Here is a 13,040-nt window from a genome sequence, read left to right on the forward strand (position 1 = left end):
GCAAGGAATTTGCCCCCGAGGCAATAATCGGGCTGAATGGAGAGCATGAGCTCTCCCGAGACCGGGTCGGACGACGACCTGCCCGTGGTCGCGCCCCAGCTGCGCGCCCTGCGCCGCCGGGCCGCCCTCACCCTGGAGGCCGCCGCCCGGGCAGCCGGACTGTCGCCGGCCCACCTCTCCCGGCTGGAGACCGGGCGGCGCCAGCCCTCGCTGCCGATGCTGCTCGCGCTTGCCCGCGTCTACGGTACGACGGTCTCGGACCTGCTCGGCGAGGCGGTCGCCGACCGGGACGCCGTGGTGCGCTCCGCCGACATGGAACCCACCGAGGCCGGCGGCTGGACCTACCGGCAGGCGGGCGCCCCCGGCCGCGGCATGCAGGCGCTGCGCCTGCACGTCCCCTTCGGCTCCCAGGGCGACATCGTGCGCGTGCACCCCGGCGAGGAGTGGCTCTACGTCCTCACCGGGCGGCTGCGGCTGCGCCTCGGGGACGCCACGCACCGGCTCGCGCCGGGCGACAGCGCCCACTTCGACTCGCTCACCCCGCACCGGATCGCCGCCGCGGACCCGGACGGGGCTGAGCTGCTCTTCGTCCACACCCTGCTGCAGAGCCCGACGGCCGCCCTGTGCCTGGGCCCGAACCCTGGAGACATGCCATGAAGGACATGGAGGAGAAGTTCCCGCGCGCGCTGTGGGTCCGTCTGTTCGTCTACATCGCGGTCGGACACGTCTTCGCCGCCTTCATCTACCTGCTCTTCGAGCTGGGCGCCAAGCAGTAGCCGGCGCCCTCAGTCGAGCAGTCGCTCCCGCAGCCGCTCGCGGGTTTCGGGGGCGACGGCCAGGCCGTCCGTCAGATAGGTGTCCACATCGCCCCAGGTCGCCTCGATCGTCTCGAAGGCCGCGTTCAGGTACTCGGCGCGGGCGTCGAACAGCGGGCTGAGCAGCTCCATGATCTCGGGCGTGTACGTGTTGCTGCGCTGCACCTTGTAGCGGCGGTGCTTGGCGTTCGACTCCAGGTAGTCGGCGAGGATCGCCTCGCGCTCCACGCCCACGGCGAGCAGGGTGACGGCCACCGACAGACCGGCGCGGTCCTTGCCGGCCGCGCAGTGCATCAGGGCCGGGACGCTGTCCTCGGCGAGGGAGTGCAGCACCCGGGAGTGCTCGGCGGTGCGCTCCTTGACGATCGTGCGGTACGACTCGATCATCCGGTTCGCGGCCTTGCCGTCGTCCAGGATCTCCCGCAGCTGCTCGATCTCGCCGTCGCGGACCATCTTCCAGAACTCGGCGCCGTCGGCCGGGTCGCTCAGCGGGAGGTTCACATTGCGCACCCCCGGCAGCTCGATGTCGGGGCCCTCCAGCTTCTGGTCCGCCGTGTTGCGGAAGTCGAAGATCGTGTGGAGGCCGAGCTCGGAGAGGAAGGCGGCGTCCTGGGCGGTCGCGTGCGCGAGGTGACCGCTGCGGAACAGCACTCCCTGCCGTACCCGCCGTCCGTCGACGGTGGGCAGTCCGCCCACGTCGCGGAAGTTGCGAACTCCGGCCAGCTCGGGCTCGGTCGACGGGACCTGCTGCGTCACTTGGGCTCCTCCCACCGGTCCCGCCGACTCCGGTGTCCGGCGGGCACGCTCCGACGATACGACATCGGGCCCGGCCGCCCCCGGAGTGTCGCAAAACGGACTAAGGGCGCCTAAAGCCCTGCGATTCGCCACGAGTTTGGAGTGCGGCTCCGATGTAACGGTTCTCCTTCTCTGGGGCTTCTGGGCCTTCTGTCCGAATTGCTGCCTTCATTCCAACTCGCTGTGGAATAAGGGAGGCTGGAGCAGCGTCAGTGAGCAGCGTCATAACCGTGACGGTGAGTCGCCCGTCATGTTCACGTAATGCATGTGCTTTTCAAGGGTGTTTACCGGAAAGCGCGGCCGCCCCTTGCACGGAAAGTGACGGCGAATTCTCCCAAGGGATCAAGAAGGGCGCCTTCGGGCGGAACCTTCTGCTTGTCCGTTTGCGTCTTGGTCGCTTACGTTCGCCACCAATCCGAGCGGACGCCGAATCCTGCCACCGCCCGGAGTCCGCACACTCACCCGTACCCGGCAGGAGCGGGGGACCCACAGGCATCACCGCCTGCTCCGGTCTCCGGAACAGGCTCGGGGTCAAGTCGCGCCCAGCGCGCGGCCGGACATCTCCAGTCCGAACCCGACAGCTCACCTCGCAGGCGCCGGAGAGGAATGCGCCATGCCCGCCAAGGGTAAGCACCGTCGTCCCAAGACCCTGAGCCTGACCCGTTCGATCGCCGTCGCCGGTACCGGTGGCGCCGCGCTCGCCCTTCCGCTCCTCGGAGCCGCGGGTGCGCACGCGGCCCCGTCCCAGTCCGTTTCGGAAAAGGCCGCCCAGTCGGTCCAGACGGTTCAGTCGGTGGAGAAGAAGTCGGTCGAGAAGAAGGCCGCGAAGAAGACCGCCAAGACCGCGACGAAGTCCTACACGGTCGTCTCCGGGGACTATCTCTCGAAGATCGCCGACGAGCAGGACGTCAGCGGTGGCTGGGAGAAGCTCTACCAGGACAACCGTGACGCCGTCGGCTCCGACCCGTCCCTGATCCACCCGGGCCTGAAGCTGTCGATCGGCGCGAAGGCCGCCGCGACGGGCGGTGCCGAGAAGTCCGCGGCCAAGTCGTCCGCCGAGTCCTCCTCGGGCTCCGCCGACTCCGCGAAGTCCTCGCAGGCCGAGCGGTCCCCGCAGGCCGAGCAGACCGAGCAGTCCTCGAACTCCTCCAACTCCTCCAACTCCTCGAACTCCGCCGAGTCCACGGCCGCCACCACGCAGGCCGCGCAGACCTCCACGAGTGCCTTCTCCGCCCCGGTCTCCGGCGCCGGTGTCGGCACGCAGTACAAGGTCGCGGGCAGCATGTGGTCCAGCGGCTACCACACCGGCGTCGACTTCGTCGTCCCGACCGGCACCTCCCTGAAGGCCGTGGGCGCGGGCACCGTCGTCTCGGCCGGCTGGGCCGGCGCGTACGGCAACCAGGTCGTCATCCAGCTCGCCGACGGCCACTACGCCCAGTACGCCCACCTGTCCTCGCTCTCCGTCTCCAGCGGCCAGAGCGTGACCGCGGGCCAGCAGGTCGGCCTCTCCGGCTCCACCGGCAACTCCACCGGTCCGCACCTGCACTTCGAGATCCGCACCACCCCGAGCTACGGCTCGGACGTGGACCCGGTCTCCTACCTCCGGGCCAAGGGCGTCTCCATCGGCTGACGCGGCCGCCACGCACCACCTGCCTGACACGCAGCCGAAGGCCGGACCCCCGATCCCCGGGTCCGGCCTTCGGTGTTCTTGCGCGTTCATGATCGCCGCATTGCGGTCGTGTGGCACGGGTGGCCAGGGCGTCGACATCCGGGGGAAGGTGAGGTCAGAGTGATGCCCGCAAGGATTGCAAGCGCTTTCCAAGGGAGTATCGGTGCATCGCCGAAGAACCGTCACCGTCGTCGCGGCGACCCTGCTGGCCGGACTGGTCTCCGCGCCGTCCGGTCACACCGCCGAGCACACGCCGCGCCGCGTCGTCGAGAACCTGGACCGCGGCCTGGTGGCCGTCCCGACCGACGAGGGCACCTTCCTCGGTTGGCGGCTGCTGGGCACGGAGTACGCGCGCCACGGCGACGCCGTCTCCTTCAACGTCTACAAGGACGGCCGGCGCCTCAACCGGGCACCGGTCACCCGCTCCACGACGTACCTGGACAGGACGCCCGGCGAGGGCGTGTACACCGTACGGGCCGTCGTCCGGGGCCGTGAGCAGCGGCCCGGCCGGGCCGCCCTCGACCTCGCGCGGGGGTACGCCGAGATCCGCCTCGCCACCGCCACCGGGTACACCGTCCAGCACGCCTGGCCCGGTGACCTCGACGGCGACGGGCGGTACGAGATCGTCGTCTCCCGGCTCTCGCAGACCCGGGACCGCCCCGACCTGCTGGAGGCGTACACGCTCACCGGCGAACGGCTGTGGCGCGTCGACCAGGGGCCCGGCTCGTACACCCAGGCCGGCGGCAACGGCGCCAACGATCCGGCGCCCGCCGCGATCAGCGGCTCCACGGCCATCGGCGGCTACCGCAACGACGACAACGTGACCGTGTACGACCTCGACGGCGACGGCCGGGCCGAGGTACTGGCGCACACGGCCGACGGGACCACCTTCGCCGACGGCTCCCGGGTCACCGCCGCCTCGCCCGCCGACCAGTTCGTCTCCGTGATCGACGGCCTCACCGGCGCCGAACGCACCCGGCAGCCAGTCCCGGACGACTTCACGGCGGACGGCCCCTCCGGCGGCCACTTCGGCATCGCCCACCTCGACGGCGAACACCCGAGCCTGGTCACCAAGCTCGTCACCCGCGTCGGCGCCAGGCGGGGTGCCTTCCGGATCCTCTTCCAGACCTGGGACTTCGACGGCACCGACCTCACCCGCCGCTGGAAGTACGTCGTCCCGGCCGACAGCGGGGCGACGAGCTTCCACCAGATCCGCACCGTCGACGTCGACGGGGACGGCAGGGACGAGATCGCCGACGGCAACTACGTCGTCAACAGCGACGGAACCCTGCGGTACGTCGTCGACGGCGCCGGGCACGGCGACCGCTTCCACATCGCCGACCTCGACCCCGCCCGGCCCGGCCTGGAGGGCTTCGCCATCCAGCAGGCCGAACTGGGCGTCGTACCCGCCTTCCCCTGGTACTACTACGACGCCGACACCGGCGAGCGCCTCGTCACCGGGCAGCACCCGGCGGACTGGGTGAACGACACCGACATCGACGTCGGCCGGGGCAGCACCGGCGACATCGACCCGGACCACCCCGGCTACGAGTACTGGACCTCCACCGCCGACGTCACCGCACCCGGCGCGGGCGTCTACAACGTCCGCGACGGCAAGGTCTCCACCACCACGCCCAGCGTCAACTTCCGCATCTGGTGGGACGGCGACCGGGCGTCGGAGAACCTCGACTTCACCCACGTCGAGAAGTGGGACCCGGCGACCGGGACCTCCGAGCGGATCTTCCAGCCGGACGGCGTCGTCTCCGGCGCCCGCAACGCGACCCCCTTCTACGGCGACCTGCTCGGCGACTGGCGCGAGGAGATCCTCGCCGAGACCGCCGACCGCACCGCCCTGCGCCTCTACACCACCACCGAGCCGACCCGGACCCGGCTGTACACGCTCGCCCAGAACCCCGCCTACCGGCTCGGCTGGACCGTGCGCGGCTACCTGCAGTCCACCTACACCGACTACTACCTCGGCACCGAGACCCGTCGGGCGCCCAGGCCCTCCCTCACGCTCCCGGAAGGAGCCGTCTCCCGTGACGACCACGCGTAGAGCCTTCGCCGCCCTCACGGCCGGCGCCGCCCTGGCCGCGCTCGCCCCCGCGACCCCCGCCGCGGCCCGGCCCCGGCACCGCCGGCTGATCGCCCACGACGACTTCCGCCACGGCCTCGGACAGTGGGCGGTGGAACTGGAGAAGGGCGGCACCGTCACCGCCGCCCGGGGCATCCTGGAGACCGACGTGCCCGCGGGCGCGACGATCTGGTTCAAGCGGCGACTCGACGGGCCGTACGTCATCGAGTACACCGCCACGCCCGTCTCCGAGGGCGGCGCCAACGACCGGGTCTCCGACCTCAACAACTTCTGGAACGCGGTCGACGCGCGCTCCCCCGAGGACGTCTTCGCCACCCCGCGCGGGGGAGCGCTGGCCGAGTACGACCATCTCAGGACGTACTACGTCGGCTACGGCGCCAACACCAACACCACGACCCGGCTGCGCCGTTACGTCGGCCAGGCCGGGGTCCGCCCGCTGGTCTTCGACTACACCGAGCCGCTGCTCACGGCGAACCGGCCGCACCGGGTCCGGATCGTCTCCGACGGCACCCGCCAGCGCTGGTGGATCAACGGCCGGCTGGTCTTCGACCTCACCGATCCCGAGCCGTACACCAGTGGGCACTTCGCCTTCCGCACCACCTGGAGCCACTTCCGCTTCACGGACTTCCGGGTGTGGCGGCTGAGCCCTCAACATCCCTGATCGGAGGCGTATTCCGGGCTTGGTCAACCCTTTGCGAGTGGCCTATCTCACCGTCCGTCAACCCCTCCTTACGGTCGCGTAGGTCACATTGGAAGGTGAATCATGAGCCGATGTGGCAGACGATGAGAAGAGTGACGACAGGGTAGTGGTCGGGTCGTACGTGGCGCTGGGGGACAGCTTCACCGAGGGAGTGGGCGACCCCGGCCCCGACGGGGCCTTCGTCGGCTGGGCCGACCGGTTCGCGGTGCTTCTCGCGGACCGCCGGCCCGAGGGTGACTTCAGGTACGCCAACCTGGCCGTGCGCGGCAAGCTGCTCGACCAGATCGTGGCCGACCAGCTGCCGCGGGCCGTGGAACTCGCCCCGGACCTGGTCTCCTTCTGCGCCGGCGGCAACGACATCATCCGGCCCGGCACCGACCCCGACGAGGTCGCCGAGCGCTTCGAGCGGGCCGTGGCACAGCTCACCGAGGCGGCCGGCACCGTCGTGGTGACCACCGGCTTCGACACCCGGGGCGTCCCGGTGCTGAAGCACCTGCGGGGCAAGATCGCCACGTACAACCTGCATGTCCGGGCCATCGCCGACCGGTACGGCTGCCCGGTGCTGGACCTGTGGTCCCTGAAGACCGTCCAGGACCGGCGCGCCTGGGACGGTGACCGGCTGCACCTTTCGGCGGAGGGCCACACCCGGGTGGCGCTGCGCGCCGGCCAGCTCCTCGGCCTCCAGGTCCCGGCCGACCCCGACCAGCCCTGGCCCCCGCTCCCGCCGCGCGGCACGCTGGAGGTCCGGCGGGACGACGTGCACTGGGCGCGCGAGTACCTCGTGCCGTGGATCGGCCGCCGACTGCGCGGCGAGTCCTCGGGCGACCATGTGACGGCCAAGGGCGCCCTGTCGCCGGACGACATCAAGATGCGCATCGAGGCGGCGGTCTGAGGCTCCCGGGTGGTCCGAGCCTCTTCGGGGGCGTGGTGGTCGGGGTGCGGGCCCGCGGCCGTCAGCGGGCGGTCGGGGCCAACGCCTCGCGGGTCAGGCCCAGTTCACGGGCGAGGGCCTCGTCGGCCCAGTCCTGGGCGCGGGCGCGGGAGAGGGCGCCGGGATAGGACGTCAGCTGGACGGCCAGACCGTCGAGGAGGGCCGTCAGGCGCAGCGCCGTCCCCGCGGGGTCGGTGCAGTGGAACTCGCCCGCTGCCACGCCCTCGGCGATCACCTCCGCGAGCGCGGCCTTCCACTCCTTGTCCAGCGCCTGCGTGACCTCGCGCAGCGCGGGCTCGCGCAGCGCGGCCGCCCAGCCCTCGATCCACAGCCGCCAGCCCTTGGCCTGCCCGGTGGGCGCGTACCAGCGCACCGCGGTCCGCAGCCGGCGCAGCGCGGTCGTACGGCGGCCCAGCAGCTTGCGCAGATGGGCCAGGTCGTCCTCGGCCGCGTACGCGAAGGCTGCCGCGACCAGCTTCTCCTTGGTGGAGAAGTGGTAGAGCACCAGGGCGTTGCTGACGCCGAGGGCCGCGGCCACGTCGGCGATCCTGACCGCCGCCACGCCCCGCGCCTCGATCTGCCCCACGGCGGCCCGCAGCAACTCCTCGCGCCGCTCCGCCACACTCAACCGCACCCTCGCCACGCGGCACACCCTAATCCCTCGGTTCCGGGCCGCCCCGACCGGTGGGGGCGCCGTCAGCGGTAGTGGCCGAACCGTTCGGCGATCACCGGGTGCCGGTCGGCGGCGATGGCGTGCGCCGCCGCGCGCGGGGTCGTCCCGTCGGCCTCCGCGCGGGTGAGCATCAGCTCGGTCAGGGCGCGCATCGAACGGCGGGTGTGGGCGAACGCGCCCTCCGCGTCCGGGCCGATGTCGCCGAAGAGCGTCCACCACCACCAGGCGTTGGTCCCGGAGTTCACCACCACGTCCGGCAGCACCGTCACGCCGCGCGCGGCCAGCAGCGCCTCCGCCTCCGGCAGCACCGGCATGTTGGCCGCCTCGACGATCCAACGGGCCGTCACCCGCTCCTGGTTCGCGGCGTCGACGGCGTACGACACGGCCGCCGGCACCAGGACCTCCGCCGGTACCGACAGCCAGGCGTCACCGGGCAGTTCGCGGTCCCCGGAGCGCAGCGCGCCGCGGTCCACGGTGCCGTGGGCGTCGCGCGCGGCGAGCAGGGCCTCCACGTCCAGGCCCGCCGGGTTGGCGACGGTGCCCTTGAGGTCCGCGACGGCCACCACCGTCAGCCCCGCCCGGGCGAGGAAGCGCGCGGTGGCCCCGCCCATCGTGCCGAACCCCTGCACCGCCACCCGGGTGCCCGCGTACGGCACCCCGGCCCGGTCCAGGGCGGTGAGCGCCGACTCCGCCACCCCGCAGCCGCCGACCAGCTCGTCGAGCCCGATGCCGTCCACCTCCACGGCGAAGGCGTCGGCCAGCCGCCGCCGGGCCGCGGCCTCGTCGTCCAGCAGCGGATACACGGCCTGGATCGACGACACCAGCCCCGCCTCGGCCGCCGCCCGGTCCACCAGGTCCTGGCTGAGCCCGAGGTCCTCCCCGGTGGTCCAGAAACCCTCGACGTACGGGCGTACGGCCTTCAGATAGCGCACCAGCACGCCGTACGCCGCCGGATCGCGCGGGTCGCAGTCGATACCGCCCTTGGCACCGCCGAGCGGGATGTACCGTCCGTCCGGGTCGTAGTGCAGCGCCTCCTTCATGGACATGCCGCGGGCGAGCCCGGTGACCTCGTCCAGGGTGCAGCCCGGGCGCATCCGCAGACCGCCGCTGCACACCCCGCGCACCAGCCGGTCGATCACGAGAAAGCCCTGGCGGCCGGTGATGTCATCGGTCCAGGTCAGCGAGAGGAACGGGGCCGTCATGGGTCTCCTTACTGAATCGCGGGTCAGTATCTTGACCGGGGCCCGGCACTGTCAATCCGCTGAACGGATCCCCGGCGGGAAAACCTCGGCGGTCGTTGTCGCGGGGGCCGACCATAATGGGATGCCTCTACGACTCCACCTGGAGGTACCGTGACCGGTTCCCGTTCCCTGAGCTCCGTGCTCCGCGCGCTGGAGCCGGCGGCCTTCGGCGCGGACCCGACCGGCGAGCGCATGGCGCGCATCCGTAGATCGCCCCATTTCGACAACGGGGTCTTCCAGAACCCCGGAGGCGTCGCCCGGACCCGGCCGTCCGGTTCGATGCTGGAGTTCGCGAAGGTCTTCTTCGCCAAGGAGGAGCGGGCGCGCCGCGCCCCCCGCGGCGCCGTGCCCCTGCACGCCACCACGCTGGCCGACATCGCCCGGCCGCCCGCCACCGGACTGCGGCTCACCTGGATGGGCCACTCCAGCGTGCTCGCGGAGATCGACGGGCAGCGGGTGCTCTTCGACCCCGTGTGGGGCGAGCGCTGCTCCCCCTTCTCCTTCGCCGGGCCCAAGCGGCTGCACCCGGCGCCGCTGCCGCTGGCCGCGCTCGGCCCGGTCGACGTCGTCGTGATCTCCCACGACCACTACGACCACCTCGACCTGCCCTCGATCAAGGCGCTGGCCGGCACGGACACCGTGTTCGCCGTACCGCTCGGCGTCGGCGCCCACCTGGAGCGCTGGGGCGTCTCCGTCGACCGGCTGCGCGAACTGGACTGGCACGAGTCGGCGAAGGTCGGCGGCCTCACCCTGACGGCCACCCCGGCCCGGCACTTCTGCGGGCGCGGCCTGCGCAACACCCAGCACACGCTGTGGGCCTCCTGGTCGGTCGCCGGGTCCGAGCACCGGATCTACCACAGCGGGGACACCGGGTACTTCGAGGGCTTCAAGGACATCGGCGCCGCGCACGGCCCGTTCGACGCGACGATGATCCAGATCGGGGCCTACAGCGACTTCTGGCCCGACATCCACATGACCCCGGCGGAGGGTGTCCGGGCCCACCTCGACCTCCAGGGCGGGCAGCCGCACGGCGTGCTGATGCCGATCCACTGGGCCACCTTCAACCTCGCCGCGCACGCCTGGGCGGAGCCGGGGGAGTGGACCCGGGACGCGGCCGACGAGGCGGGTCAGGCGGCGGCCTTCCCACGGCCCGGCGAGCCCTTCGAGCCGGCCGGGACGCTGCCCGTGCAGCCCTGGTGGCGAGCCGTCTCGGCGCCCCTCGCGCGCCCCTGGCAGCGCCCGGAGCCGGTCGCCTCGCCCGACGGGGGCGCCCGCGGCGACCTCGACCTGGCCGGCGACCGCTGAGCAGGGGGCGCACACCGCCGACACGGCGGGTGACGGTCGGGCCAGAACCCACGGGAGGGTGAAACCGGCGGCGGAGGGTTGACCCGCGATCGGGGGAGAAGCGGACAGCGAGGGCCGGGGAGCGGAAAGCCCCCCGGCCCTCGCTGTCCGTCCGGGACCGGTTCCGAACAGGTCTGATCGTTGTTTTGTCCTTCGAGCGCGAGGCTCGTCGCCCGCTCCCGCTCTGTCGTGCGAGCGCTCATACCAGAGCCGGACAAGTCGCGTGCGAGTTTGTCAACTGCCCACCGCACCTGATGCGTTGCCGACTACTGTCAGTGTCCGTCGGGCGACGCAGGGCCGCATTTTGGCTCTCTCGGCCGACACCGCGATGGCGCACGCCCGGCGCGCACGACGAGCCGGGCGGCGTGTGGATCAGGCCGCCCCCACCCGGCGCTCCGGCCCGGCGGCACTCCCGACGGACAGTACGAGGACACCGATGTCTCACCTCCGCGCACCGGCCCCACGCGCAGACCGCCGTGAGGGCGGGCGGCACGGTCGGCCGGTCGCCCGCCCCGCCCCGGCGCTGCCCGAGACGCACATACGGCCGCAGCTCCTCCGCCTCGCCGTACTGCCCCCCGTCGCGGTCGCCCTCGCCGCCTGCGCCGCCGTGCTGTTCACCGTCCGCGCCACCGGCGCCCGCCCCGGCCCCACCCTGTGGGGCATGCTCGGCGGCGCCGTCGCGGTGGCCCTGACCGGCATCGTGGTCGCCGTCGTGGTCGCCGACCGCACCGCCCGGTCCATCAGCGAACGGCTCGGCGCCCTGCGCCGCGGCAGCGCCCGCGGCGAGGCCGAGCTGCGCGCCCTCGTCGACTCCCTGCGCCGCGGCGAAGCGCCGCCCGGGCGCACTCCCCGCGGTGGCCCGCCCGAGGACGCGGACGACTTCGACCTGCTCGCCACCGACCTGGCCCGCGCCCACGACGGGGCCGTCACCGCCGTCGTCCAGGCCGCCCAGCTCTCCAGCCAGGCCGGCAGCGAACAGAAGCTCGAGGTCTTCGTCAACCTCGCCCGGCGGCTGCAGTCCCTGGTCCACCGCGAGATCTCGATCCTCGACGAGCTGGAGAACGAGATCGAGGACCCGGACCTGCTCAAGGGCCTCTTCCACGTCGACCACCTCGCCACCCGGATCCGCCGGCACGCCGAGAACCTCGCCGTCCTCGGCGGCGCCGTCTCCCGCCGGCAGTGGAGCAACCCGGTCTCCATGACCGAGGTGCTGCGCTCGGCCATCGCCGAGGTCGAGCAGTACTCCCGGGTCAAACTCGTCCCGCCCATCGACGGCACCCTGCGCGGCCACGCCGTCGCCGACGTCATCCACCTGCTCGCCGAACTCGTCGAGAACGCCACCGTGTTCTCCGCCCCGCACACCCAGGTGCTGCTCCGCGCCGGCCTCGTCACCTCGGGGCTCGCCGTGGAGGTGGAGGACCGCGGCCTCGGCATGCCCGTCGCCGAGCAGGAACGGATGAACGCCCTGCTCGCCGACCCCGACCAGGTCAACGTCGCCAGCCTGCTGGCCGACGGCCGCATCGGCCTGTTCGTGGTCTCCCAGCTCGCCCGCCGGCACGGCATCCACGTCCGGTTGCAGAGCAACATCTACGGCGGGGTGCAGGCCGTCCTCGTCGTACCGCAGGGGCTGCTCGGCGCGGAGCCCGGCGCGCCGGCCGCCGGCGCTGCGGACACCGCCGCCGCCCCTGCGCAGCCGCCCGCCCAGGCCGCCCCGCACCGGCCGGCGCCCGCTCCGGCGCACCAGGCGGCGCCCGCTCCGGCGCCCCACCCGGCGCCCCCGGCGGGGAACGGCACCGGCCACGTACCCCTGCCCGTCCGCGGCGCCCACGCCGCACGGCCCACCATCGCCGAGGCCGTGCCCGGCATCCGGCCCGAGGACCGGCCGCACCTCGCCGAGCACGCCGGCGCACCACCCACCCCCCGCTCCGGCGCCGTGCGCGGCACCATGGGCAAGCCCCACCTGCCCCGGCGCCGCGCCCAGGAGCACATCGCGCCGCAACTGCGCGACGGCCCCCTCCCGCGCCAGGAACCCGAGCAGCTCGCCGGCCACGACCCCGGACTCATGGCCGCCTTCCAGCGCGGGGTCGGCCTCGCCGAGGCCCAGCACCTGGAGGCGGAGCACCGCTTCGACGACCTCGGCGACCTCGGCGGCGACCCCCTGACCACGGACTTCCCGGTGGCGGACGTCCCCGCGGCGCGCATACCCGCCACACGCCCCGCGCCCCTGTCCGCCCCCGACCTCACCCACCGGCACGACGGGAGCGCACCAGCCGGATGACCACACACGCACCCACCCCCACCGCTCCCGCAGACCTTCGTACCTCAAGGAGTCGATCGACCATGGCGAGCGAAGCGCCGACCGGCCATTCATCCGATCTCGACTGGCTGATGAGCGGCCTCGTGCAGCGCGTACCGCACACGAGCAGCGCGGTACTCCTCTCCTGCGACGGGCTGGTGAAGTCCGTCCACGGCCTCGACCCGGACAGCGCCGACCACATGGCGGCCCTCGCCTCCGGCCTGTACTCCCTCGGCCGCAGCGCCGGCATCCGCTTCGGCGACGGCGGGGACGTCCGCCAGGTCGTCGTCGAACTCGACTCGACGCTGCTCTTCGTCACCACCGCCGGCTCCGGCACCTGTCTCGCGGTGCTGGCCGGCCGGGAGGCCGACGCCGCCGTACTCGGCTACGAGATGGCGATGCTCGTCAAGAGCGTCCGCCCCTACCTGGCGACCGCGCCCCGGCAGCACGCCGTCGAACCCTCGGCGTCGAGGCCTTGAGC

At 72.8% G+C, this 13,040-nt stretch carries 12 protein-coding genes and 1 riboswitch; of the genes, 9 read left to right on the forward strand and 3 right to left on the reverse strand.

The genetic code is table 11. From position 1 onward, the window contains the following. Positions 1–36: 36 nt before the first annotated feature. Together ABT296_RS12600 and ABT296_RS12605 are read left to right on the forward strand one after the other, a co-directional pair. Positions 37–657 (forward strand): helix-turn-helix domain-containing protein, encoded by a 621-nt coding sequence (locus ABT296_RS12600; protein ID WP_502977237.1) that lies wholly within the window; start codon positions 37–39, stop codon positions 655–657. Beyond that, positions 654–776, forward strand: a complete 123-nt coding sequence (locus ABT296_RS12605; protein ID WP_351926202.1) for a DUF6126 family protein — start codon at positions 654–656, stop codon at positions 774–776. The genes ABT296_RS12600 and ABT296_RS12605 overlap by 4 nt, the downstream gene beginning before the upstream one ends. Before the next feature lie 9 nt (positions 777–785). Here the strand turns inward: ABT296_RS12605 and ABT296_RS12610 are convergent, their stop codons facing one another. Further along, entirely contained in the window at positions 786–1,571 is a 786-nt protein-coding gene (locus ABT296_RS12610; RefSeq protein ID WP_351926204.1) for a tyrosine-protein phosphatase, read from the reverse strand. Between the two features lie 488 nt (positions 1,572–2,059). Next, positions 2,060–2,219: riboswitch (cyclic di-AMP (ydaO/yuaA leader) on the forward strand. A gap of 4 nt (positions 2,220–2,223) precedes the next feature. Here ABT296_RS12610 and ABT296_RS12615 point away from each other — a divergent pair. From ABT296_RS12615 to ABT296_RS12630, 4 genes are all read left to right on the forward strand, one after another. Beyond that, positions 2,224–3,240 (forward strand): M23 family metallopeptidase, encoded by a 1,017-nt coding sequence (locus ABT296_RS12615; RefSeq protein WP_351926206.1) that lies wholly within the window; start codon positions 2,224–2,226, stop codon positions 3,238–3,240. A gap of 202 nt (positions 3,241–3,442) precedes the next feature. Then, positions 3,443–5,335 (forward strand): rhamnogalacturonan lyase family protein, encoded by a 1,893-nt coding sequence (locus ABT296_RS12620; protein WP_351926208.1) that lies wholly within the window; start codon positions 3,443–3,445, stop codon positions 5,333–5,335. Further along, complete coding sequence (locus ABT296_RS12625; RefSeq protein ID WP_351926210.1) at positions 5,319–6,035, forward strand: DUF6250 domain-containing protein; 717 nt, start codon at positions 5,319–5,321, stop codon at positions 6,033–6,035. Before ABT296_RS12620 ends, ABT296_RS12625 begins: the two co-directional genes overlap by 17 nt. A 145-nt stretch (positions 6,036–6,180) precedes the next feature. Further along, the gene (locus ABT296_RS12630) at positions 6,181–6,966 is read left to right on the forward strand and encodes an SGNH/GDSL hydrolase family protein (RefSeq protein ID WP_351926573.1); all 786 of its coding nucleotides are present in this window, start codon (positions 6,181–6,183) and stop codon (positions 6,964–6,966) included. Positions 6,967–7,027: 61 nt separating this feature from the next. On the opposite strand, the gene ABT296_RS12635 is transcribed toward ABT296_RS12630, so the two are convergent. Together ABT296_RS12635 and ABT296_RS12640 are read right to left on the reverse strand one after the other, a co-directional pair. Beyond that, entirely contained in the window at positions 7,028–7,648 is a 621-nt protein-coding gene (locus ABT296_RS12635; protein WP_351926212.1) for a TetR/AcrR family transcriptional regulator, read from the reverse strand. A gap of 53 nt (positions 7,649–7,701) precedes the next feature. Next, a complete protein-coding gene (locus ABT296_RS12640; protein WP_351926214.1) occupies positions 7,702–8,880 on the reverse strand; it encodes a Glu/Leu/Phe/Val dehydrogenase dimerization domain-containing protein in 1,179 nt (392 codons plus the stop codon). Positions 8,881–9,030: 150 nt separating this feature from the next. Here ABT296_RS12640 and ABT296_RS12645 point away from each other — a divergent pair, with 150 nt between their 5' ends. From ABT296_RS12645 to ABT296_RS12655, 3 genes are all read left to right on the forward strand, one after another. Beyond that, complete coding sequence (locus ABT296_RS12645; RefSeq protein ID WP_351926216.1) at positions 9,031–10,224, forward strand: MBL fold metallo-hydrolase; 1,194 nt, start codon at positions 9,031–9,033, stop codon at positions 10,222–10,224. Between the two features lie 475 nt (positions 10,225–10,699). Then, positions 10,700–12,541, forward strand: coding sequence for an ATP-binding protein (locus ABT296_RS12650; protein WP_351926218.1), 1,842 nt, complete (start codon positions 10,700–10,702; stop codon positions 12,539–12,541). Between the two features lie 62 nt (positions 12,542–12,603). Then, positions 12,604–13,038, forward strand: coding sequence for a roadblock/LC7 domain-containing protein (locus tag ABT296_RS12655; protein ID WP_351926220.1), 435 nt, complete (start codon positions 12,604–12,606; stop codon positions 13,036–13,038). The last annotated feature ends 2 nt before the right edge of the window (positions 13,039–13,040 follow it).

The sequence above is a fragment of the Streptomyces sp. NPDC000983 genome, assembly GCF_040299205.1.
GTDB lineage: Bacteria > Actinomycetota > Actinomycetes > Streptomycetales > Streptomycetaceae > Streptomyces.